Here is a 22,244-nt window from a genome sequence, read left to right as displayed (position 1 = left end):
GGCGCGAATGCCGTTGGCGCTGGATACAATCGGCCGATGATAGCCCCTCCGTGGCGAGCGTCGTACGGGATCGACGCGCCGTCGGTGCTGCTGTTGCTCGGAGTTCTCGCGGTCGGATATCTCGCCGCCGCTCTGGTGGTGGCACTGTTCCAGCAGGTCCGTCCGAGTCTGCTGCTCCTGCTGATCGGTGTGGTGCTGGCCGCGCAGTTCGGGTTGTTCCTGCACACGACCCGCCGGGGCAAGTTCCGGGTATGGGCCGGTCTGCTCGACGACCTCGCCCTGCGCGGCGACGAACGACTACTCGACATGGGGTGCGGCCGCGGCGCGGTGCTGCTCGCGGCCGCGCGCCGCCTGCCTGCCGGGCGCGCGGTGGGCCTGGATCTGTGGTGCTCGGCCGACCACTGCGGCAACACCCCGGCCACCGCCGGGCAGAACGCTCTCGCCGAGAACGTCGCACACCGGGTCGAGCTGCGCACCGGCGACATGACCCGCATGCCGTTTCCGGACGGCGCGTTCGACGTCGTCGTCTCCAGCTTGGCGATTCACACCATCAGGACCGCCGAGGGCCGTGCGAAGGCGGTGCGGGAGGCGTGCCGGGTGCTGCGCCCCGGCGGCAAACTGGTCATCGTCGATATCGGCAGGACGCGCGAATACCGCGCCGTCCTGGTGGCCGACGGCGCGACGGCTGTCACGCTACGCGGCGTGGGGTGGCGGATGTGGTGGGGCGGCCCGTGGGTGCCCACTCGCGCGCTCACCGCCACCGCTGCGGCGTAATCGCACCGCTGCGGGTCGTCCGCCGACCCCAGTCGAGGGCGCGGACGAGGCCCGAGGCCATCAGGCGCAGCACGCGGAACACGCCGGCGCCACATACTCGACGGCGGCCTCCTGCCCGAGTTCACTCGCGAGTGATGCGCGCGGGCCGCCCGCGGTTGCGTCGGACGAGCCTCATGCCTGGTAATGACGGGCGGACGCCGTTTCGTGAACACGGGACGCGATTTCCGGCGTGATCGCCGGGTCTGGCACAATGGACCACCGTCCTTCCGGACAAGTGTCAGCCCGTCTCCGGTTCCGTACCGCGCGGCGGTCACACACTCCAAAGCGCAAAACCGGGCTCGCAGACCATGCGGGTCGCCGAATTGCGTCGTGACCAACCAACGAAAGGCAGATCAGCAGTGGCTGTTCGCATCAAGCTCACCCGCCTGGGCAAGATCCGCAACCCGCAGTACCGCGTCGTCGTCGCGGACGCGCGCACCCGCCGGGACGGCCGGGCCATCGAGTCCATCGGCAAGTACCACCCGAAGGAAGAGCCCTCGCTCATCCAGATCGACTCCGAGCGGGTGCAGTACTGGCTCGGCGTCGGCGCGCAGCCGACCGAGCCGGTCCTCCAGCTGCTGAAGATCACCGGTGACTGGCAGAAGTTCAAGGGCATCGAGGGCGCCGAAGGCACCCTGAAGGTCAAGCCGGCCAAGCCGTCGAAGCTGGACCTGTTCAACGCCGCGCTGGCCGCCGCCGACAACGAGCCGGTCGCCGAGGCGGTCACCCCCAAGAAGAAGGCCAAGAAGGACGCCGAAGAGGCCGAGTCCGCCGAGGCCGCCGAGTAATGAGTCGACGTTACCCGTCCACGGGGTACCCGTCCGGAGCCGTACATCGGTCGGCCCCGACGACGGGTGAGTCGCGTCTCGAGGTGATGGATCAGTGAGCGCCGTCGTCGCCGATGCCGTCGAGCACTTGGTGCGCGGCATCGTCGCCAATCCGGAGGACGTCCGGGTCGAGCTGATCACCGGTCGCCGCGGACGCACCGTCGAGGTGCATGTACATCCCGATGACCTGGGCAAGGTGATCGGCCGCGGCGGACGCACCGCGACCGCGCTGCGCACCCTGGTCGCCGGCATCGGCGGCCGGGGGATCCGGGTCGACGTGGTCGACACCGACCAGTAGATGGAACTCGTCGTCGGACGGGTCGCCAAGTCGCACGGCGTGCGCGGCGAACTCGTCGTCGAAGTACGCACCGACGAGCCCGAGGCGCGCTTCGCGCCGGGTGTCACGTTGCGCGGCAGGCTGCCGCGAGCGGCGGAGCTTCGCGACTTCACCGTGGAGTCGGTCCGGGAACACTCGGGCCGGCTTCTGGTGTTCCTGGCCGGTGTGAGCGACCGCGCCGCGGCCGACGCGCTGCGCGGCATGCTCTTCGTGGTCGACAGCGCGGACCTTCCGCCTTCCGAGGACCCGGACGAGTTCTACGACCACGAGCTCGAGGGGCTGGAGGTCCGGCTCACGGACGGCACCGTGGTCGGGTCGGTGCGCGAAGTGTTGCATTCCGCGGCGGGGGAACTGCTCGAGGTGCGCGCCGCCGAGGACGGGCGAGAGATCCTGATCCCGTTCGTCACCGCCATCGTGCCCACGGTGTCGCTCGCCGACGGCGTGATCGTGATCGATCCGCCCGAGGGTCTGCTCGACCCGGAATGAGGCGGTCGAAGACTCGTGCGCGTGGCGCGCGCCCGGCCGGCGCGGTGCGGCCCGGCGACAGGAGACACGGATGAAACTCGACGTCGTCACGATCTTCCCGGAGTATCTGGAGCCGCTGCGCACGGCACTGCTCGGTAAGGCGATCGACCGGGGACTGATCTCTCTCACCGTGCACGACCTGCGTCGCTGGACCCACGACGTGCACAAGTCCGTCGACGACGCGCCCTACGGCGGGGGGCCGGGCATGGTCATGAAGCCGACCGTGTGGGGCGACGCGCTCGACGAGGTCTGCCCGGATGACGCGCTGCTCGTGGTCCCCACCCCGGCGGGCGTGCCGTTCACCCAGGCCACCGCGCACCGCTGGGCCGCGGAAGAACATCTCGTCTTCGCCTGCGGCCGCTACGAGGGCATCGATCAGCGCGTCTTCGACGACGCCGCCCGCCGAGTGCGGGTGGAGGAGGTCAGCATCGGCGACTACGTGTTGATCGGCGGCGAGGCGGCGGTGCTGGTGATGGCCGAGGCCGTGGTCCGGCTGCTGCCCGGCGTGCTCGGCAATCAGCAGTCCCATCAGGAGGATTCGTTCTCCGACGGTCTGCTGGAAGGTCCCAGCTACACCCGCCCGGTCTCCTGGCGCGGCCTCGACGTCCCGCCGATCCTGCTGTCCGGCGACCACGCCAAGGTGGCAGCCTGGCGGCGCGAGCAATCCCTCGCCCGGACCCGTGAACGCCGCCCCGACCTGCTCGCGGGGCAGGACGCAGCCGACGGCCCCGGGCGATAGGCGGGGACCGCTCCGCGCTCGAGGCCATGCCGGGTCAGCCCTGACGGTCACCCGGTCGGCGGCTACTTCGTCCTCACGGCAGCAGCCCGTGGCGGCGGGCCGCCACCACCGCTTCGTGCCGGGAGTGGGCGTCGAGCTTGACCATCGCGCTGCGGAGGTAGCTCTTCACGGTCTCCGCGCCGAGTGAGAGGCGTTGCGCCGCTTCTTGATTGGTACAGCCGAGGGCGACCTGGGAGAGGACGTCCAATTCGCGGCGGGACAGTTTCGGGCTGTCGGGGTGCGGCTCGCCGACCAGGACCCGGGTCAGTCGTTCGCACACAGCATGCAGGCGTCCGCGCAACCGGTCGTCTTCGGCGGAGCGCGCCATGCCGCGGAGTTCGGCGTGGATGTCGCGCAGTTCCTCGCTGACAGCCGGTGCGGTCTCGGTCGCCGGTGTGGCCAGTTCCAGCATGCGCAGGCGGCGGTCGACCTCGTCGCGAACGGCGATCTCGGTGGCCAGGCGGCGCCCGGCCTGGACGACGAGATCCGCTGTGCGATCACCCAGCGGGCTCGCGCCACGGGTCGCGGCGTAGAGGACGGCGCGGGAACGGCGGTCCACCACCACGGGGACGGCGAGCACGGAACGGATGCCCTCGCCGGAGACCGGCCCGTCGTAGTCATGGGTGATCGAGGAGGCGCGGCGATAGTCGGTGACCGCGGCGGGACGTCCGGAATCCATCACCCGGCCACCAAGTCCTGACGTCCGCACGACGGCCAGGCCGCGCAGGCCGTTGGTCAGCGTGCCGACGAATTCCGACAGCAGCAGCGCGTCGCCGTGCACTTCGCCACCGAACGCCACCGGCACGCCCGCTGTGCCGGCCACCCACCGGATCTCGGCACGCAGAGCGTCGCCGTCGCGCGGACGCAGCAGAGCGGTGTGGGTCACGAGACTCACCCCTTTTCGGGGGTAGTGGGCAGCGGGGTGTGACCCACATCCTATTGCACACCCGGGTTGCGCTGGATCACAGAACGAGGAGAACGAAGATGGGCACCGATCTGAATCGGCGGGTGCGCGAACTGCTGGACTGTTACGACAGCGGTGACGCATCGGCGGCGGACCTGCTGTGCGATCGGCACCCGGCCGACCGGGTCGCCTTCACCATTGTCGAGGCCGACTTGTCCTCGACCGACCTCACCTACGGCGAACTGCGCGAACGTTCCGCCCGCTTCGCCGCCGCGCTCGCCGGACTCGGCGTCGAACCCGGCCACCGGGTCGCCACGCTGATGGCGAAATCGGCGGACCTCGTGGTCGCGCTGCTCGGCATCTGGCGCCGCGGGGCGGTGCACGTTCCCCTCTTCACCGCGTTCGCGCCGCCCGCCATCGCCCTGCGGCTGGAGGCGAGCCGGGCTTCGGTCGTCATCGCCGACGCCGACCAGGCGCCGAAACTGGCGCCCGGCCCGGATCTGCCCGCGAACCCGTCCTGGCGATTGATCGTCGCCGGGGGTGCGGCTCCCGAGGGGGCGCTGCGGATGGACGAACTGCTCGGCACCCACTCGGCCACCCACCCGCACGCTCGCGCGGTCGCGGTGGGCGGCGACGGACTGCTCGTCCAGTTGTTCACCAGCGGCACCACCGGCACGCCCAAGGGTGTCCCGATTCCGCTGCGCGCGCTCGCCTCCTTCCACGCGTACCAGGAATTCGCGCTGGACGTCCGGCCCGACGACGTCTTCTGGAACGCGGCCGATCCGGGCTGGGCCTACGGCCTCTACTACGCCATCCTCGCCCCGCTGGCCACCGGCATCCGCAGCATCCTGCTGCACGCGGGCTTCTCCGCCGCGCTGACCTGGCAGGTGCTGGAGACCTTCGGCGTCACGAACTTCGCCGCCGCACCGACGGTCTATCGCGCGCTGCGTGCCGATGGCGCCACGCCGCCGGTGCACTCCCGGTTGCGGCGCGCGTCGTCGGCGGGGGAGCCGCTGACACCCGAGGTCGTCGCTTGGTCCGTGGAGTACCTGGGTGTCGCCGTGCGCGACCACTACGGCCAGACCGAGCACGGCATGGTCATCTGCAACGCCTGGCACGAGGACCTCGACACCGAGACTCCCGCGGGATCCATGGGCCGCGCGTTGCCGGGATGGACTTGCGCCGTGCTCGCCGACGACGCCGACACCGTGGCTCCGGCAGGAGAACTGGGCCGGGTCGCGATCGACACCGAAGGCAGCCCGTTGCTGTGGTTCCTCGGCTACCTCGACGCTCCGGAACGCACCGCACAGCGTTACACCGCCGACGGCCGCTGGTACCTGACCGGCGACGCGGGCTCTCAGGACGCGGACGGCTGCTTCCGTTTCTCCGCCCGCGACGACGACGTGATCATCATGGCGGGCTACCGCATCGGCCCGTTCGAGGTGGAGAGCGTGCTGGTGCTGCACGAGCAGGTCGCGGAGGCGGCCGTGGTCGGCATGCCGGACGAGCTGCGCGGCGAAGTGCTCGAAGCGTTCGTCGTGCTGCGCGACGGTGCCACGGGCGGTCCCGCGTTGGAAGCCGAATTGCAGAGCCTGGTGAAGAAGAAGTTCGCCGCGCACGCCTACCCGCGCAAGGTTCATTTCGTGCCGAGCCTGCCGAAGACGCCCAGTGGCAAGGTGCAGCGGTTCGTGCTGCGGCAGGGCGGTGCCCGGTGACGATGCCCCTGCCCAGCTACGCCTCCGGCGTGTCCGACGTCCCGCTGCTCGGCGACACCATCGGCGGTAATCTCGATCGCGCGGTGGCGGCGTTCCCGGATCGGGAAGCGCTGGTGGACCGCCCGACCGGCCGGCGCTGGACCTATCGCGAACTCGGCGCCGCGGTCGACGCGCTGGCCTGTGGACTCGCAGGCCAGGGCATCGCCAAGGGAGACCGGGTCGGCATCTGGGCGCCGAACTGCGCGGAATGGCTGCTCGTACAGTACGCCACGGCGAAGATCGGCGCGATCCTGGTCAACCTCAACCCCGCCTATCGCACCGGCGAACTGGAGTACGTGCTGCGCCGAGCGGGTGTGCGGATGCTGGTCGCCGCCGAGCGGTTCAAGTCTTCGGACTACGTCGCGATGATCGAGCAGGTCCGGCCGAACTGCCCGGCACTGGCGCAGGTGCTCGTGCTCGGCACAGCCGGGTGGGAAGCGCTGACGCGCACCGAGATCGACGCCGACCGGCTCGCCACGCTGGGCGCGCAGTTGTCGGCCGACGACCCGATCAACATCCAATACACCTCCGGAACAACGGGATTCCCGAAGGGCGCCACGCTCAGCCACCACAATATCTTGAACAACGGCTACTTCGTCGGTGAGCTGTGCGGATACACCGAGCGAGACCGGATCTGCGTCCCCGTGCCGTTCTACCACTGCTTCGGCATGGTGATGGGGAACCTGGCGAGCACCAGCCACGGTGCGGCCATCGTGATCCCAGCGCCGTCGTTCGATCCGAAGGCCACGCTTGCGGCGGTCGAGGCCGAGCGCTGCACCTCCCTCTACGGCGTGCCGACGATGTTCATCGACATGCTCGCCGAACTCGACACGGCCGCCGCGGATCTGTCCACGCTGCGCACCGGGATCATGGCGGGCTCGCCGTGCCCGGTCGAGGTGATGAAGCGGGTGATCGACCGGATGGGCATGCGCGAGGTCTGCATCTGCTATGGCATGACGGAGACATCCCCGGTCAGCACCCAGACCCGTCGCGACGACGACCTCGACCGGCGCACCGCAACGGTCGGCCGGGTCGGGCCGCATCTGGAAGTCAAGATCATCGATCCCGCAACGGGTCTCACCGTGCCACGCGGCGTACCCGGCGAGCTGTGCACCCGTGGCTACTCGGTGATGCTCGGATACTGGGACGATCCGGACAAGACCGCCGAGGTCGTCGACGCCGCCCGCTGGATGCACACCGGCGACATCGGCGTGATGGACGACGCGGGGTACCTGGCCATCACCGGCCGGATCAAGGACATGGTCATCCGCGGCGGCGAGAACATCTACCCGCGCGAGATCGAGGAATTCCTCTACACCCATCCCGACATCCTGGACGCACAGGTGATCGGCGTGCCGGATGCGAAGTACGGCGAGGAGTTGATGGCCTGGGTCCGGATACGCGAGGGCGCAACGCCGTTGGACGCGGCGGCCGTGCGCGAGTTCGCCACCGGCAAGCTGGCGCACTTCAAGATTCCTCGTTACGTGCACGTGGTCGAGGAATTCCCGATGACGGTCACCGGCAAGATCCGCAAGACCGAGATGCGGGAGCAGTCCCGGCGACTGCTGGGACCGGGCGAGGACTGATGTGGGGAGGTTCACCTGGGTGTGGATCGCCTGTCAGGCGGCGACGGTAGTGTCTCCGACGTGACGACAGCGCCCGAGACTGCCAGTGCAGAGTCCAACCCCGCCGTGCCGCGCTCCGACACCGCGGGCCCAGCCAGCGTGAACCGTCGCATCGCCGAGGAACTCGCGGTGCGCGAGACCCAGGTACGCGCCGCCGTCGAGCTGCTCGACGCGGGCTCGACGGTGCCGTTCATCGCCCGGTACCGCAAGGAGGTCACCGGCGGGCTGGACGACGCGCAGCTGCGCCTGCTCGACGAACGTCTGCACTACCTGCGGGAACTCGACGAGCGCCGCGCCGCGATCGTCGAATCGATCCGCGCCCAGGGCAAACTCGACGCCGCCCTGCACCAGCAGCTCCTGCTCGCCGAGACCAAGGCCCGCCTCGAGGACATCTACCTGCCGTACAAGCCGAAGCGGCGCACGAAGGCGCAGATCGCCCGCGAGGCAGGGCACGAGCCGGTGGCCGACGCCCTGATCCAGGACCCGAACACCGATCCGGCGCAGTACACCGCCGAGCAGCTCGACGGCGCTCGCGCCATCCTGGTCGAGCGTTTCGCCGAGGACGCCGACCTGGTCGGCGAGCTGCGCGAACTGATGTGGAACCGCGGGCAGGTCACCTCGACCGTGCGCCCGGGCAAGGAGGAGGCGGGCGCGAAGTTCGCCGACTACTTCGAGTTCAGCGAGCCGTTCGACAAGCTGCCCTCCCACCGCATCCTCGCTCTGCTGCGCGGGGAGAAGGAAGAGGTGCTCACCCTGCACCTCGAGCCGGACACCGAGGAGCCGCAGCCGGGCGAGCGCACCATCTACGAGGGCCGCATCGCCGCCCGCTTCGGCATCGCCGACCGGGGCCGCCGGGCCGATTCCTGGCTGCTGGACACCGTGCGCTGGGCTTGGCGGACCAAGCTGCAGGTCAGCCTCGGCATCGACACCAGGATGCGCCTGCGGCAGGCGGCGGAGAAGGACGCGGTAGACGTATTCGCCACGAATCTGCGCGATCTGCTGCTCGCCGCACCCGCGGGCACCCGCACGACCATGGGCCTGGACCCCGGCTACCGCACCGGCGTGAAGGTCGCGGTGGTCGACGCCACCGGCAAGGTGGTCGCCACCGAAGTGATCTACCCGCACAAACCGCAGGGCCAGACCGAGAAGTCGCTGGCGGTGCTCGGCGCGCTGGTCGCCCGGTTCGGCGTGGAACTCATCGCCATCGGCAACGGCACCGCCTCGCGCGAGACCGATGCCCTTGCCGCCGAGCTGATCTCGCGCATCCCGGAGAACAAGCCCACCAAGATCGTGGTGTCGGAAGCGGGCGCTTCGGTGTACTCCGCCTCGGCCTACGCCTCGCAGGAACTTCCCGACCTGGACGTGTCGCTGCGCGGCGCGGTGTCGATCGCGCGGCGGCTGCAGGACCCGCTGGCCGAGCTGGTGAAGATCGACCCGAAGTCCATCGGCGTCGGCCAGTACCAGCACGACGTGTCCGAATCGCTGCTGGCCCGCTCGCTCGGCGCGGTGGTCGAGGACGCGGTGAACGCGGTCGGCGTCGACGTGAACACGGCTTCCGTGCCGCTGCTGTCCCGGGTCTCCGGCATCGCGGGCTCGGTGGCGGAGAGCATCGTGGCGCACCGGGACCAGAACGGGCCCTTCCGCAGCAGGACCGCGCTGCTGGACGTCCCGCGCCTGGGGCCGAAAGCGTTCGAGCAGTGCGCGGGCTTCCTGCGCATCCGCGGCGGCGACGATCCGCTGGACACCTCCGCGGTGCACCCGGAGGCGTATCCGGTGGTCCGGCGCATCCTCGAATCGACCGGCCGCCCCGTCGCGGAGGTCATCGGCAACACCACGGTGCTGCGCTCGCTGCGCGCCGGGGACTTCACCGACGAGCGCTTCGGTGTCCCGACCGTCACCGACATCATCGCCGAGCTCGAGAAGCCGGGCCGCGACCCACGGCCGGAGTTCAAGACCGCCGAGTTCGCCGCGGGCGTGGAGAAGGTCGCCGACCTGAAACCGGGCATGGTGCTCGAGGGCGTGGTGACGAACGTGGCGGCATTCGGCGCGTTCGTCGACGTGGGCGTGCATCAGGACGGCTTGGTGCACGTCTCGGCCATGTCGCACAATTTCGTCAAGGACCCGCGCGACGTGGTCAAGTCCGGCGACGTGGTCAAGGTGAAGGTGCTCGAGGTGGACGTGGCGCGCCAGCGCATCGGGCTGACCCTGCGCCTGGACGACGAGCCAGGCACGCCCGCGAAGGGCGGCGACAACCGGCAGCGCGGCCAGGGCGGCCGACCAGGCGGAGGCGAGCCGCGGCAGCGGCAGAGCGGTCAGAACAAGCAGCAGGGCCAGGGCCGTGGTCAAGCGCAGGGGCGCGGCGGCAACCAGCGCCGCAACGCCCCCGCACCGAGCGGCGCCATGGCGGACGCGTTGCGCAGGGCGGGCTTCGGTCAGTAGTCCGGTGCGCGGGAGGGAGTAGCGGCATGCGACGGTGGCTCCAAGAGGACGTGATCGCCCAAGGGCGGCTGCCGTTGCTGTGCTTCCTGCTCGGCTTCATCGTCGGATTCCTGTTCATCCGCCTCAGCGTCCGCATGATCCGCGCACGGGTGCGCTGGTGGCCGGGCAACCTGCGGGCCGGTGACACCCACATCCACCACATGGTGTTCGGCGTGATCCTCGTGCTCGCCTCGGGCATCGGCATGGTCACCGAATACCAGAGCGCCGACACGACCACGGCCAGCGTCCTCGCGGCCGTCTTCGGCGTGGGCGCCGCGCTGGTCCTCGACGAATTCGCGCTGATCTTCTACCTGCGCGACGTGTATTGGGAGGAACAGGGCCGCACGTCGGTGGACGCGGTGTTCGTCGCGCTCGCGGTGACGGGATTGCTGCTGCTCGGCTTCCATCCGCTGTGGATGCTGGACATCAACGACTTCCGGCGCGATCCGAGCATCGAGGTCCGCCTGTTCGTCGTCGTGTTCGCCGTGGTCAACCTCGGGCTCGCCGCGATCGTGATCGCCAAAGGAAAGATCTGGACCGGCCTGTTCGGCATGTTCTTCCTGCCGCTGCTGTTCGTCGGCGCGCTGCGGCTGAGTCGTCCCGGCGCGCCTTGGGCGCGCTGGCGTTACGCCGACCGCAGGCGCCTGATGTACCGCGCCATCGTCCGGGAACGGCGATATCGCCGCCCGGTGATCCGAGCCAAGATCTTCGTCCAGGATCTGGTCGCGGGGAAACCGGACGTCGAGCACGTCCGCACGGCGGCGGAAGCGGAACTCACCCGCACGGTGGTGCCCGCTCCGCCCGCTCCGCACCGGCACCATTCGCTCTGGCACCCCGATCACGGTCCGCTGCATACTCCTGGCCCCCCGCCCGCCCAGGACGCGATCTCCGGCGAACAGAACCACTGAGAAGGGCCGCCCGCGGTTCGCCGTGGCCGTGCACCGTGCCGGGCGTACCGTGAAGGAGCACCGACGCGCCGCCGCTGCGGGCCGATTTCTTCCGCGTCGCGCCGATCTGGCACAATGCTCAGGTTGCCCTGGGTGGTTGTCGACCCGGCGCACCCCCTTAATCGGAGCATGAACCGGCCGAGCACGCACAGTGCCGCCAGGGTCCTCTGTTCGCGCGAACCAGAAGGATGAAAATGAACACCCTTGACTTCGTCGACGAAAAGTCGCTGCGCAGCGACGTCCCCGACTTCCGGCCGGGCGACACGCTGAACGTGCACGTGAAGGTCATCGAAGGCTCGAAGGAGCGCATCCAGGTCTTCAAGGGCGTCGTGATCCGCCGCCAGGGCGGTGGCATCCGCGAGACCTTCACGGTCCGCAAGGTGTCGTTCGGTGTCGGCGTGGAGCGCACCTTCCCGGTGCACAGCCCGAACATCGACCACATCGATGTCGTGACCCGCGGTGATGTCCGCCGCGCCAAGCTGTACTACCTGCGCGACCTGCGCGGCAAGGCCGCCAAGATCAAGGAAAAGCGCTGAGCTAGCTCTTCGGCTCAACAGATCTTCCTCAGCCCGGCATCGGACCTCGGTTTCGCTGCCGGGCTAATCTGTTCGGCGTGGCAGACGAAAGTGGGTCGGTGTCGGTGTCCGAATCGGGCGACGAGGGTAGGCGGTCGGGTCGCGCAAAGCGGCGGTCGCAGAAGAAGCAGCGGCCGTTCTGGCAGGAATTGCCGATCCTCATCGTGATCGCGGCGGTGATCGCCGCGCTGATGGTCACCTTCGTCGGACGGCCGTACGTGATTCCGTCGGAGTCGATGGAAACCACGTTGCACGGGTGCGCCGGATGCACCGGCGACCGCATCTACGTGCAGAAGCTGACCTACTACTGGGGTGATCCGCAACCGGGCGACGTGGTCGTGTTCGTCGGCCCGCCCTCCTGGAACACCCACTACAAGTCGATCCGCTCGGACAACCCCGCCATCCGCGGCGTGCAGAACTTCTTCTCGTTCTTCGGCCTGGTGCCGCCGGACGAGAACGACTTGGTGAAGCGAGTGATCGCGGTCGGCGGTCAGACCGTGGAGTGCTGCGATCCGCAGGGCCGGGTCATCGTGGACGGCAAGCCGCTGGACGAGCCCTACGCCCGCTACCTCGCCCCGTACGTGCCGGGCCAGCCGTATGGCGCCGGTGGCGGACGCGAGTTCAAGCCCGTGAAGGTGCCCGAGGGGCACTTGTGGGTGATGGGCGACAACCGCAACCAGTCGGCCGACTCCCGCGCCCATATCAACGACGAGCTGCAGGGCACCATCCCCGTGGACAACATCCGCGGCAAGGCGGTGTTCAAGATCTGGCCGCCCGGCCGGATCGGACCGGTGAGTTCGGAGAATCCCCAGCAGAACTGATCGGTCGGGGCGCAGGATAATCGGAGGGTGGGGCAAGGTCGAGTGCCGGTGGGTAACGGTTGGCCGCCGCGCGTGGTGATGCGCAGGGCCGCAGGGCTGCGCACGCTCGAGGCGGCATTGATCCGCAGTGGCTTGGGGCCGGTCGCCGGCGTCGACGAGGCGGGCCGCGGTCCCTGCGCGGGACCGCTCGTGGTCGCGGCGTGTCTGCTGGCCCCGAAGGCGTACGACAAGCTGGCAGGCCTCGACGACTCCAAGAAGCTCACCGAGGCCACTCGCGAAGAGCTGTATCCGGTGATCGTCCGTCTGGCGCTGGCCTATCAGGTCGTGATCATCCCGGCCTGGGAGATCGACTCGATCGGCATCCATGTCGCCAATATCGAAGGAATGCGCCGCGCCGTGGCCGGGCTCGGCCGGACGCCCGGCTACGTGCTGACCGACGGTTTCCGGGTGCCCGGCATCCCGGTGCCCTCGCTGCCGGTGATCGGCGGCGACGGTGCGGCGGCGTGCATCGCGGCGGCCAGCATCCTGGCGAAGGTCACCAGGGACCGGATCATGGTCGAGTTGGACCAGCGATTCCCCGGCTACGGCTTCGCCGCCCACAAGGGCTACAACACGCCCGAGCACACCGCCGCGTTGCGACGTCTCGGTCCCAGCAGTGAGCACCGGCGCTCCTGGCGCAACGTGCGCGAAGCGGCGGGACTGCGGCCGGTCGCGGCGGTGGCCGACGACGCGGACGCGGTGCTCGCGGGCGGACTGGACGAAGCGCTGTCCGAGCAGTTTCCGAATGAGCGTACGGCTGGCCGAGTGGCTACCGACGCAGCGCATGCGCGATGATGTCATCACACGACGCGATGCGGCGAGAAGGAGGACGTCCCACCCGATGAGTGCCGAGGACCTCGAGAAGTACGAAACCGAGATGGAGCTCTCGCTGTATCGCGAGTACAAGGACATCGTCGGTCAGTTTTCGTACGTGGTGGAGACCGAGCGCCGCTTCTACCTGGCCAATTCCGTGGAGCTGCGGCCGCAGAACGCGGACGGCGAGGTGTATTTCGAGGTGCGGATGAGCGATGCGTGGGTGTGGGACATGTACCGCCCGGCTCGCTTCGTCAAGCACGTGCGGGTCATCACCTTCAAGGACGTCAACATCGAGGAGCTGGAGAAGCCGGATCTGCGGCTGCCGGAGTGAGCGGCCGCGGAGTTCTCCACAGCGACTCGGTTATCAACAGGTTTTCTGTTTTCCCAGGTCGGCGGCGCTGACCTGACGCGGTCCCGGCGCACGCTGGCCGGGTGACTGACAAACAGGCGCTCGGGGCGCGCGGGGAGGAACTGGCGGCGAAGTTTCTGTGCGCCGCGGGGATGGAGATCGTCGCCAGGAACTGGCGTTGCCGATACGGCGAGCTGGATCTGATCGTCCTGGACGGGGACGTGACCGCGTTCGTGGAGGTCAAGACGCGTTCCGGTCTCGGGTACGGCACGCCCGCCGAGTCGGTCACCTTCGCCAAGCAGCAGCGGATCCGGCGGCTGGCCCTGCTGTGGCTGGCCGAGCAGGACGGGCCGTGGCGCCGCATCCGGTTCGATGTGGTGTCGGTGCTGGTTGCGCACGGTCGCGCACCGGTCATCGATCATCTCGAGGCGGTGTTCTGATGGCTCTCGGGCGGGCGCATTCGGTCGCGGTCACCGGTGTCGACGGTCTGCTCGTCGAGATCGAGGCGGATATCGGGCAGGGCCTGCCCTCCGTTCACCTGGTCGGGCTGCCCGATACCGCGTTGCAGGAATCGCGTGATCGGGTCCGCTCCGCGGTGGCGAACTCGGGGGAGAAGTGGCCCGACGGCCGGGTGGTTCTCGCGCTGTCGCCCGCGACCTTGCCGAAGCTGGGCAGCGTCTACGACCTGGCGCTGGCGGTCGCGGTGCTGGACGCGTCGGGCTCGGTCCCCTCCGAGCGGCTCGCGAAGACGGTACTGCTCGGTGAACTCGCGCTCGACGGGCGAGTGCGGCGGGTGCGTGGCGTCCTGCCCGCCGTGCTCGCGGCGCGCAACGCGGGCTGGTCGACCGTCGTGGTGCCCGCGGTGACCATGGCCGAGGCCGGGCTGGTCGAGGGGATCGAGGTCTTCGGGGCACGCAGCCTGCGCGGTGTCGTTGCCTGGCTGCGCGGCGAAGGCACGCTCGACGAGCCGGACGGCGATCTGCCGGACGCCGTGCGGCAGAGCGGCGATCTGAGCGAGGTGGTGGGGCAGGACGAAGCTCGCTGGGCATTGGAGGTGGCCGCGGCGGGCGGGCACCATCTGCTGCTCACCGGGCCGCCCGGCATCGGTAAGACGATGCTGGCGCAACGGCTTCCGAGTCTCCTGCCACCGCTCACGGAGATCGAGGCGCTGGAGGTGACCGCGATCCACTCCATGGCGGGCACGCTCGCCGGTGACCACCCGTTGATCACCGCGCCACCGTTCGTCGCCCCGCATCACTCGACCTCGGTGACCGCGATGATCGGCGGCGGTTCGGGGACCGCCCGGCCGGGCGCGGTCAGCCGGGCCCACCGCGGCGTGCTGTTTCTCGATGAATGCGCCGAACTCGGCACGAAGGTGCTGGAGGCGATGCGAACGCCGTTGGAGGAAGGGGAAGTGCGCATCGCCCGCCGCGACGGTGTCGCGCGCTACCCGGCCCGTTTTCAGCTCGTGCTGGCGGCGAACCCGTGCCCGTGCGCCCCGGCTCGCGATGTCGACTGCATCTGCGCGCCGCTGGCTCGCCGGCGCTACCTGGGCAAGCTGTCCGGGCCGCTGATGGATCGGATCGACATCTGGGTGCGGATGCACGGGCAGTCCGGTGCCGCATTCAGCACCGACGAGGCCGAGAGCAGCGAAGTCGTCCGCAGCCGGGTCGCCATCGCGCGGCGCGCCGCGGCTGAGCGCTGGCGCGAGTACGGGTGGCTCACCAATGCCGAAGTGCCCGGTCACATCTTGCGCCAGCGGTTCCGGTTACCACGCGAATCGCTCGCTCCGGTCGAGGCCGCTCTGCGTCTCGGTCGCATGTCCGCGCGCGGCGCGGACCGGGCCATCCGGGTCGCGTGGACCATCTGCGATCTGCGCGGCGGCGAACTGCCCGCAGCGCAGGATGTGCTGGCCGCGTTGAATTTTCGTCAGCGGGGTGCGCAATGAGCACGACGATGCCGACCGAAGGCACGGCGGCGGAGGCGGCTGGGGTGGTCGACGCGCCGGCGTCGGATTCCGGGTCGCCGTCCGGCGAACTCGACGCCCGGCGGCTGGCGTGGGTCTACCTGTCGAGGGTGGTGCAGGGGCCGTGTGCGCCGCTGTCGGCGCTTATCGAGTCGGTCGGGGTGGTCGAAGCCGCGCGTGCCGTGCGGGAGTGCGCGCTGCCCGAAGCGCTGCGCGGGCCGACGGCGCAGCGGCGCCATAGTGATGTCGCGGAGCGGGATATCGAGACCATCGAGCGGATCGGCGGGCGCGTGGTGACACCGGACGACCCGGAATGGCCCGCCTGGCGCATGCTGGGCCTCGCGCAGCTCGAGCCGGGCCGGGACCGCGACGGCGCCGTACCGCTCGTGCTGTGGGTGCGCGGCCCACGCTCGCTGCTGGAGGCCAGCGAACGCGCGGTGGCGGTGGTCGGGGCGCGGTGCAGTACCGGGTACGGCAATCGAGTCACGGGGGAGATCGCGGGCGACCTGGCCGCGCAGGGGTGGACCATCGTCTCCGGGGCGGCGTTCGGGGTCGACGGCATGGCGCACCGGGCGGCGCTGGCGGTGCACGGCCTCACGATCGCCGTGCTGGCCTGCGGCATCGACCGGCCTTATCCGGTGCAGCACGAGCGCTTGCTGGTCGACATAGCCGAATCCGGCTTGGTGGTCAGCGAATATCCGCCTGGGGTGACCGCGCAGAAATACCGATTCCTCGCGCGGAATCGCTTGATCGCCGCCCTCGCCGACGGTGTGCTCGTCGTCGAGGCAGGGTTGCGCAGCGGCGCGCGCAACACCGTCAAATGGGCCCGCCGCATGGGCCGTCCCGCCCTGGCCGTGCCGGGCCCGGTGACCTCGGCCGCTTCGGTGGGCTGCCATCGCATGATCCGCGACGGCGAAGCTCTCCTGGTGACCCGGGCCGAGGAAGTCGTCGACGAGGCGGGGCCGTTACGGCTGTCGCTTCCCGCAGCGGCGGCGGCCGCCGATCCGGAAAGTCGGCTGACCGGCGACGAGGCGCTGATTTTCGCCGCGCTCCCACGGGTCGGTTCGCGGTTGCCGCTGGAGCTGTCCAGACAGTGCGCGTTGCCCCTTCCGGTGGTTTGTGCGGCGCTGTCTGCCCTCGAATTGGCGGATCTGGTGGTCGGCGACGAAAGCGGTTGGCGGCGAGGGGCTCACCGCGCATGAGCGCGTCCGGCGCGGGGGCTTGCCATCGGGGGCGCGGGTCGGGACGGTGGAAGGATGGAGGAGCTGCCCGAAGATCTGGAAGCGCTGCTGGTGGAGTACGGCAGGCATCTGCGCCTCGGGCGCAACCGCTCGGAGCACACTGTGCGCGCCTACTTGGGGGATGCGCGATCGCTGCTGGAGCATCTGTACTCGCGGTCGGCCGATTCGGCGATCCGCGAGCTGGACCTGTTATTGCTGCGGTCGTGGCTGGCACGGCAAGCGGCGGTGGGCGCGGCGCGAACGACCCTGGCCCGGCGGGCGTCCTCGGCGCGCACGTTCACCGCCTGGCTTACCGCGACCGGCCGGTTGCCCGCCGATCCGGGACTGCGCTTGGGTTCGCCGAAGGCCCATCGCGTCCTTCCCGCCGTGCTCGGTCGCCAACAGGCGCTGGGCGCCATGGATGCGGCGGAATCCGGCGCTGCCCAGCGTGATCCGATGGCACTGCGCGATCGGACGATCGTGGAATTGCTGTACGCCACCGGCATCCGGGTCAGCGAGTTGTGCGGGCTGGATATCGAGGACGTGGACCGCGAACGGCGCGTGGTGCGTGTGCTCGGCAAGGGCAACAAGGAGCGCTCGGCGCCGTTCGGCGCGCCCGCCGACGAGGCGGTCGGCAACTGGCTGCGCTACGGGCGCCCGGCCTTCGCCACCGCGGAATCCGGTCGAGCGCTGCTGCTCGGTCGCCGCGGCAGACGCCTCGATCAGCGTCAGGCCAGAACCGTTGTGCACGAGGTGGTCTCAGCCATCCCCGGTGCACCGGACATGGGTCCGCACGGTTTGCGGCACACCGCCGCGACGCACCTCCTCGAGGGGGGAGCGGATCTGCGTGTGGTCCAGGAACTCCTCGGCCACGCCAGTATGGCCACCACCCAGCTCTACACACACGTCTCCATCGACCGCCTCAAGAAGGTGCACGACCAGGCCCACCCTCGCGCCTGACGCAGCCGGCCGACCGCATGGCACGCGCCGGGCGCCTCGTCCCATCCCAACGACGAGGCCGACGACGAGCCATACGCCTGGGCCAGAAGAAGCCGTCTAGGGCAACGGCGTACGAGCGCACCCTGCCTCCACCGACCGCGCGCGGATGCTAGCTCGAAGGCGCCGCACCGCCCGAGCAAGGCGGAGGACAGTGCGTCGGTCGCGGTTCACCATGACGATCCGTGCCTTGACGGGCTGACGTAGTAGTGCACCCGAGCCTCTTGCCCGTTCGCCGTGTACCAACCGCCGGATCCGCTGTGCACGCGCAGCCACCCACTCCGCTCGTACATCGCGATCGCCGCAGCGCTGCCGGACTCCACGGTGAGCACTGTCCGCTGCCCACGGCTCTCGGCTACGCCGACCGCCGCCGCCAGCAAGCGCGCGCCCACTCCGGTCCGACGCGCACCCGGGACCACGAACAGCCGGATCACCGAGACGACAGCCGCCGTGCCGACCGCATCCCGCACCGCTTGCGGTGTTCGGCCGCTCACGCCGAGACCGATATGCCCGATGACCATCCCGTCGCGTTCGGCGACAACGGCCGCGAGGAGCTTGGGCGGCGACAGCCAACCCACCGGGGTCCGTGGGCCAGAGTTCCGGATATCGGTCGACGTCGTGGACCTCGCGCAAGGCCGCGACGCAGGCGTCGAGGTCGGTGCCGGTCCGCGGTCGGATCATGACGCTCATCCGACCATCCTGATCCGCCTTTCGCTGCGGGCGCACAGTCGATGGCCGCACGTCCCGGTCAGGCATCGAAGTAGGCGAAACCGTATGTGATCACCGCCGAAGAGGCGCACCCTGAAGAGAGCGAATCGGTGCCCGCAGTTCACGACGTACTTCGATGGGAAAACGAACGATGTCTACGTTCAGCGGACCACAGGCCCTGCATCGCGGAACATACCCATTGGCAGGGCAGACCGCGTGGCGGCAGTCCGCCGCCATTTCCACTACCTCCAAGCCCGTCGGCCCCGAAACGGCGCGCGAGATTTCTCTGGACGGGGGAGTGTCGAAAGTGACCATCGGGCGGTCCGCCGCCGCCGATATCGCCCTGACCGACGTGACCGTCTCCCGTTTGCACGCCATTATCGAGCGGGTGGGCGGTTGCTGGGTCATCGTCGACGACGGGCTGTCGAAGAATGGGACATTCGTCAATGGTGAACGCGTCGGCGGGCGGCGGAAACTCGACTCCGGCGACACCATTCGGGTGGGGCGATCGGTATTCGTCTTCAAGGCCGCGTCATCCTCCGACGAGGAGATGACGCTTGCCCATTCACCACTGCCGAATCGCGATTCACTGACCCCGGCTCAGCATATGGTCCTCGAGGCGCTGTGCCGACCCTACGACGCGCGCAACGGGTATGCGTACCCCGCCTCCAACAGCCAGATCGCACACGATTTGTGCTTGAGTATCTCGACGGTCAAGACGCATATGCGAGCGCTGTTCCGGATATTCCGGGTCGAAGCCTTACCCCCGAACCAAAAGCGGCTGTTCCTGGTCGAACGCGCCATCGAATTCGGCGTTGTCACAGATCAGGAGAGGTAAAGGATTCGGCCGGACCGGATGCGGGATCGGGGCACCGGTGTGTCCGATCAAATCGGTTGGAAACCGGCCCCTGCCTCGCCGCGAGCGTTCGCGTCGGCGACGACCGCGCTGAAGTCGGTTCCGAGTTGCGGTCCGAGGCACGGTACGACCAGGTAGCCGTTGACCATGCCGACCAGGGTGGTCCCGACCACTACCGGCCCGCCCGAATCGCCCTCGACGACACACGTCTGCGTCCAGGTCGCATTGCCGGCCGTGAAGACATTGCCATAGGCGGGCCCGCAGGTCCGCCCGGTTGTCCGGCCTTCCTTGCAGACGAAGTCCCCGGATTGGGCGGGACCGCCCAGATCGGTGATCGTCGTACCGCCCACCTGATTGACCGGCACGACCATTTCCGGATCGAACACGATCACGGCATAGTCCAAACCGCTGTCGGCATAGGCGACAGTGCCGACGGCGCCGGCGTCCCGGTTGGATTCGGCCACGACCGTTGAGTTCACTTCACCGCAATGCGCTGCGGTGAATCCGACCAACCGGCCACCGGAATCACGTCCGATAGTGGTGAGGCTGCAGATGTTCTGACCGCCGACGACGATGCCCGAGCCGCCGCCCAGAACGGACGGAGACTCGGCGTGTGCGGCCCCGGGCGCCCCGAACAGCGCCGTGCCTGCGGCGAGTGCCGCGGCAGCGCTCACGAGTTTCCTGAACTTGGCCATCCGGTAATTCAACCGCACTTATCCGAGCCGCATGATTGATTCGCAGAAGTTCCCTGACCGGGTGCGCCGGTGGACCGGCGGCCATATCGGCAGGCCCATCGACGGAGAGCCCGGTCAGGGTATGTGCGAGCCACTTACGACACGATCCGAGACGAGTCGCATCGTGCCCTGGTCCTCAGCTCCCTTCTCGGAAGTCGGGTCAGGCGGCGCACACGAATACGGCCACCGCGTTGACGACCGGCGGAAGCAGCAGGAGAGGAGCACAGAAAATACCCAGCGGCCAAACCAGGCCCAGCGTCGCGGGTTCGACCTGCGCCGGGATCGGCGTCGAATTATCCGCCACTGGTCCCGGGGATACGTCCGGGGCAGCGGAAGCAAAACCTGAACCGAGTGCGATGATCGGTGCGAGCGCTACCGCCGCCGCCGTTGCGCGCATTTTGTTCGTGGTCATGATGTCTCCAGAGGATTGATTGCTTTCACTAGCCCTCGTTTGTTGAAGGCCGTCAGATGTGAACACCTTCAACTTTGCTCGGAGGACACGCGCAAGACCATCAACCCCCGGGTCGGAATCATTCATACCGGGGGATCCGGGAAGGCGTCGCCATCGCTACTCGACGCGAACCGGAGGCCCACCGTCCGGGGCGGCTGCGCCGTGACGGGCGGATGACGCGCACGCGCCCGTCACGGCTCACCGGCACGGTCAGGCGTTCGCGACCGGGACGGTCTCCGGCTGTTCGGCCGGCTTCGGTCGCCGTGCCCGCAGCAGGCCCGCGCCGAGCAGGGCGGCCGCGATACTGAATCCGGCGCTGATCCACGCGCCGGTGGACATGGCGGCGGTGAATGCCTCCTTGGCGGGCTCGATGTAGCCGAGCTGGAAGGCGGCGCCGATGGATTCACGCGCCATGTCGGGCGCGTCGGCGGGCATGTGGGAGGTGAACACACCGGCCAGCACGCTACCGAGGACGGCGATGCTGATCGCCATGCCGACCTGCTGGATGGTGTCGTTCATCGCGGAGCCGACACCGGCGTGCTGCAGCGGGATCGCGCTCATGATCGCCGCGTAGGCGGCCGGACCCGCCAAACCGCCGCCCACGCCCATCACGAGCATGCTGACCAGAATCCAGAGATAGCCGGTCGCGAGGGCGAGGATGCCGAAGGCCACGCCCATGACGAGCAGACCGGACACGATGAGCGTCTTGTTGCTCAGCGTTTTGCCGAGAGTCGCGCCGAGGCCGTTGCAGACCGCCGCGGCCACGGCGTACGGCAGCAGCGCCAGACCCGCTTTCATCGGCCCGTAGCCGAGCACGAACTGCAGGTACTGCGTGAGCATCAGCATCACCGCGCCCATCCCGAACACCATCAGCAGCAGGGTGAAACAGGTGCCGGTGAAGTCGCGACTGCGGAACACCGCCAACGGCAGCATCGGATGGACGGACCGGCTCTCCCATACGACGAACGCGGCCGCCGCGACGGCGGCCAGCACGAGCACGGGAATGTTCCATTCCCGCTCGATGATCACGTAGACCGTCGCGGTCAGCGCCACGACCGAGAGCACGACGCCGACCAGGTCGACCGGCCGTTGCTCCCCGGTGGTCTCCGGCATCAGCACGACGGCCGCCACGATCGCGAGAACCGCCACCGGGATGTTGAGCAAGAAAACCGAACCCCACCAGTAGTGCTGGAGCAGGAATCCGCCCAGCGTCGGTCCGGCGACGATGCCGACCATGGAGACCGTCGACCACGCCGCCATGGCCGTACGCCGTTCGTCCTCGGCGAAGGTGGTCATCAAGATCGACAAGGTCGACGGCATCAGCAGCGACCCGCCGACGCCCATCGCGACGCGCGCGGCCACGACCTGCCACGGTTCGGTGGCCAGTACGGCGGCCAGCGACGCCACACCGAACACGGCCAGCCCGCAGATCAGCGCTCGCCTCCGGCCGAAGCGGTCGGACAGGCTGCCCGCGGTGAGCAGGAGACCGGCGAAGACCAGCACGTAGGCGTCCAGAATCCACTGCACGTCCGACGGAGTGGCGCCTAGCTCCCGGATCAGCGACGGGATCGCGAGATTGAGCACGGTGCTGTCGAGCATCAGCACGAGCAAGGAAAGACAGAGGACCCCCAGGATCCACCACCGGCGGGGGTCTCGTACAACGTTCGATTCCACTCGCACAGCGTACGAGAAAGTCGAACGGTGTGCGAGCGAATATAGGATCGT

At 69.1% G+C, this 22,244-nt stretch carries 23 protein-coding genes; 18 read left to right on the top strand and 5 right to left on the bottom strand.

Annotated elements, in window-relative coordinates; genetic code table 11:
• Positions 1–36: 36 nt before the first annotated feature.
• From M8859_RS01765 to trmD, 5 genes are all read left to right on the top strand, one after another.
• Positions 37–774, top strand: coding sequence for a class I SAM-dependent methyltransferase (locus tag M8859_RS01765; RefSeq protein ID WP_195070442.1), 738 nt, complete (start codon positions 37–39; stop codon positions 772–774).
• Between the two features lie 398 nt (positions 775–1,172).
• Positions 1,173–1,601: a 30S ribosomal protein S16 gene (gene rpsP, locus M8859_RS01760; protein WP_159919942.1), complete on the top strand. Its 429-nt coding sequence runs from the start codon at positions 1,173–1,175 to the stop codon at positions 1,599–1,601.
• Positions 1,602–1,695: 94 nt separating this feature from the next.
• Complete coding sequence (locus tag M8859_RS01755; RefSeq protein ID WP_040708791.1) at positions 1,696–1,938, top strand: RNA-binding protein; 243 nt, start codon at positions 1,696–1,698, stop codon at positions 1,936–1,938.
• Positions 1,939–2,463, top strand: a complete 525-nt coding sequence (gene rimM, locus M8859_RS01750; protein WP_159919940.1) for a ribosome maturation factor RimM — start codon at positions 1,939–1,941, stop codon at positions 2,461–2,463.
• A 70-nt stretch (positions 2,464–2,533) separates the two neighbouring features.
• Entirely contained in the window at positions 2,534–3,241 is a 708-nt protein-coding gene (trmD, locus tag M8859_RS01745) for a tRNA (guanosine(37)-N1)-methyltransferase TrmD (RefSeq protein WP_159919938.1), read from the top strand.
• 73 nt (positions 3,242–3,314) lie between these two features.
• Here trmD and M8859_RS01740 read toward each other — a convergent pair whose 3' ends face one another.
• Entirely contained in the window at positions 3,315–4,166 is an 852-nt protein-coding gene (locus M8859_RS01740; protein ID WP_236565249.1) for a helix-turn-helix transcriptional regulator, read from the bottom strand.
• A gap of 98 nt (positions 4,167–4,264) precedes the next feature.
• Here M8859_RS01740 and M8859_RS01735 point away from each other — a divergent pair, with 98 nt between their 5' ends.
• From M8859_RS01735 to M8859_RS01680, 12 genes are all read left to right on the top strand, one after another.
• Positions 4,265–5,899 (top strand): AMP-binding protein, encoded by a 1,635-nt coding sequence (locus M8859_RS01735; protein ID WP_159919934.1) that lies wholly within the window; start codon positions 4,265–4,267, stop codon positions 5,897–5,899.
• A gap of 2 nt (positions 5,900–5,901) precedes the next feature.
• Entirely contained in the window at positions 5,902–7,524 is a 1,623-nt protein-coding gene (locus M8859_RS01730; protein ID WP_195070566.1) for an AMP-binding protein, read from the top strand.
• A gap of 105 nt (positions 7,525–7,629) precedes the next feature.
• Positions 7,630–10,002: a Tex family protein gene (locus M8859_RS01725; protein ID WP_159920322.1), complete on the top strand. Its 2,373-nt coding sequence runs from the start codon at positions 7,630–7,632 to the stop codon at positions 10,000–10,002.
• Positions 10,003–10,028: 26 nt separating this feature from the next.
• A complete protein-coding gene (locus M8859_RS01720; protein ID WP_223512641.1) occupies positions 10,029–10,949 on the top strand; it encodes a hypothetical protein in 921 nt (306 codons plus the stop codon).
• 233 nt (positions 10,950–11,182) lie between these two features.
• On the top strand, positions 11,183–11,524 hold the full coding sequence (gene rplS / locus M8859_RS01715; RefSeq protein WP_011210681.1) for a 50S ribosomal protein L19: 342 nt from the start codon (positions 11,183–11,185) through the stop codon (positions 11,522–11,524).
• A 77-nt stretch (positions 11,525–11,601) separates the two neighbouring features.
• Positions 11,602–12,384: a signal peptidase I gene (lepB, locus tag M8859_RS01710; RefSeq protein ID WP_159919932.1), complete on the top strand. Its 783-nt coding sequence runs from the start codon at positions 11,602–11,604 to the stop codon at positions 12,382–12,384.
• Positions 12,385–12,411: 27 nt separating this feature from the next.
• Positions 12,412–13,218, top strand: coding sequence for a ribonuclease HII (locus M8859_RS01705; protein ID WP_321212474.1), 807 nt, complete (start codon positions 12,412–12,414; stop codon positions 13,216–13,218).
• Between the two features lie 46 nt (positions 13,219–13,264).
• The gene (locus M8859_RS01700) at positions 13,265–13,570 is read left to right on the top strand and encodes a DUF2469 domain-containing protein (protein ID WP_011210678.1); all 306 of its coding nucleotides are present in this window, start codon (positions 13,265–13,267) and stop codon (positions 13,568–13,570) included.
• A gap of 101 nt (positions 13,571–13,671) precedes the next feature.
• Positions 13,672–14,028 (top strand): YraN family protein, encoded by a 357-nt coding sequence (locus tag M8859_RS01695; protein ID WP_159919930.1) that lies wholly within the window; start codon positions 13,672–13,674, stop codon positions 14,026–14,028.
• The gene (locus M8859_RS01690; RefSeq protein ID WP_159919928.1) at positions 14,028–15,536 is read left to right on the top strand and encodes a YifB family Mg chelatase-like AAA ATPase; all 1,509 of its coding nucleotides are present in this window, start codon (positions 14,028–14,030) and stop codon (positions 15,534–15,536) included. Before M8859_RS01695 ends, M8859_RS01690 begins: the two co-directional genes overlap by 1 nt.
• Complete coding sequence (dprA, locus tag M8859_RS01685; protein WP_223512646.1) at positions 15,533–16,756, top strand: DNA-processing protein DprA; 1,224 nt, start codon at positions 15,533–15,535, stop codon at positions 16,754–16,756. Before M8859_RS01690 ends, dprA begins: the two co-directional genes overlap by 4 nt.
• Positions 16,757–16,810: 54 nt before the next feature.
• The gene (locus tag M8859_RS01680; RefSeq protein WP_159919924.1) at positions 16,811–17,734 is read left to right on the top strand and encodes a tyrosine recombinase XerC; all 924 of its coding nucleotides are present in this window, start codon (positions 16,811–16,813) and stop codon (positions 17,732–17,734) included.
• A gap of 206 nt (positions 17,735–17,940) precedes the next feature.
• On the opposite strand, the gene M8859_RS01675 is transcribed toward M8859_RS01680, so the two are convergent.
• On the bottom strand, positions 17,941–18,348 hold the full coding sequence (locus M8859_RS01675; RefSeq protein WP_249643631.1) for a GNAT family N-acetyltransferase: 408 nt from the start codon (positions 18,346–18,348) through the stop codon (positions 17,941–17,943).
• Positions 18,349–18,629: 281 nt separating this feature from the next.
• On the opposite strand from M8859_RS01675, the gene M8859_RS01670 reads away from it, so the two are divergent.
• Positions 18,630–19,316: an FHA domain-containing protein gene (locus tag M8859_RS01670; protein WP_159919922.1), complete on the top strand. Its 687-nt coding sequence runs from the start codon at positions 18,630–18,632 to the stop codon at positions 19,314–19,316.
• Between the two features lie 47 nt (positions 19,317–19,363).
• Here the strand turns inward: M8859_RS01670 and M8859_RS01665 are convergent, their stop codons facing one another.
• The 3 genes from M8859_RS01665 to M8859_RS01655 form a co-directional block, all read right to left on the bottom strand.
• Entirely contained in the window at positions 19,364–20,029 is a 666-nt protein-coding gene (locus M8859_RS01665; protein ID WP_159919920.1) for a chymotrypsin family serine protease, read from the bottom strand.
• 199 nt (positions 20,030–20,228) lie between these two features.
• On the bottom strand, positions 20,229–20,606 hold the full coding sequence (locus M8859_RS01660) for a hypothetical protein (RefSeq protein ID WP_159919918.1): 378 nt from the start codon (positions 20,604–20,606) through the stop codon (positions 20,229–20,231).
• Positions 20,607–20,729: 123 nt separating this feature from the next.
• A complete protein-coding gene (locus M8859_RS01655; RefSeq protein ID WP_249643630.1) occupies positions 20,730–22,193 on the bottom strand; it encodes an MFS transporter in 1,464 nt (487 codons plus the stop codon).
• Positions 22,194–22,244 lie beyond the last annotated feature (51 nt).

It is taken from the genome of Nocardia sputi (assembly GCF_023501985.1).
The sequence above is the reverse complement of the archived record's forward strand: the minus strand, read 5'-3'. Positions and strand labels throughout refer to the sequence as shown.

What these genes read in the sequence shown, in the direction of transcription:
- M8859_RS01765 (WP_195070442.1), top strand. Translation starts at nt 37, where the DNA reads ATGATAGCCCCTCCGTGGCGAGCGTCGTACGGGATCGACGCGCCGTCG.
- M8859_RS01735 (WP_159919934.1), top strand. Translation starts at nt 4,265, where the DNA reads ATGGGCACCGATCTGAATCGGCGGGTGCGCGAACTGCTGGACTGTTAC.
- M8859_RS01690 (WP_159919928.1), top strand. Translation starts at nt 14,028, where the DNA reads ATGGCTCTCGGGCGGGCGCATTCGGTCGCGGTCACCGGTGTCGACGGT.
- M8859_RS01680 (WP_159919924.1), top strand. Translation starts at nt 16,811, where the DNA reads ATGGAGGAGCTGCCCGAAGATCTGGAAGCGCTGCTGGTGGAGTACGGC.
- M8859_RS01700 (WP_011210678.1), top strand. Translation starts at nt 13,265, where the DNA reads ATGAGTGCCGAGGACCTCGAGAAGTACGAAACCGAGATGGAGCTCTCG.
- M8859_RS01730 (WP_195070566.1), top strand. Translation starts at nt 5,902, where the DNA reads ATGCCCCTGCCCAGCTACGCCTCCGGCGTGTCCGACGTCCCGCTGCTC.
- M8859_RS01670 (WP_159919922.1), top strand. Translation starts at nt 18,630, where the DNA reads ATGTCTACGTTCAGCGGACCACAGGCCCTGCATCGCGGAACATACCCA.
- trmD (WP_159919938.1), top strand. Translation starts at nt 2,534, where the DNA reads ATGAAACTCGACGTCGTCACGATCTTCCCGGAGTATCTGGAGCCGCTG.
- M8859_RS01720 (WP_223512641.1), top strand. Translation starts at nt 10,029, where the DNA reads ATGCGACGGTGGCTCCAAGAGGACGTGATCGCCCAAGGGCGGCTGCCG.
- M8859_RS01660 (WP_159919918.1), bottom strand. Translation starts at nt 20,606, where the DNA reads ATGAATGATTCCGACCCGGGGGTTGATGGTCTTGCGCGTGTCCTCCGA.
- dprA (WP_223512646.1), top strand. Translation starts at nt 15,533, where the DNA reads ATGAGCACGACGATGCCGACCGAAGGCACGGCGGCGGAGGCGGCTGGG.
- rplS (WP_011210681.1), top strand. Translation starts at nt 11,183, where the DNA reads ATGAACACCCTTGACTTCGTCGACGAAAAGTCGCTGCGCAGCGACGTC.
- M8859_RS01665 (WP_159919920.1), bottom strand. Translation starts at nt 20,029, where the DNA reads ATGGCCAAGTTCAGGAAACTCGTGAGCGCTGCCGCGGCACTCGCCGCA.
- rimM (WP_159919940.1), top strand. Translation starts at nt 1,939, where the DNA reads ATGGAACTCGTCGTCGGACGGGTCGCCAAGTCGCACGGCGTGCGCGGC.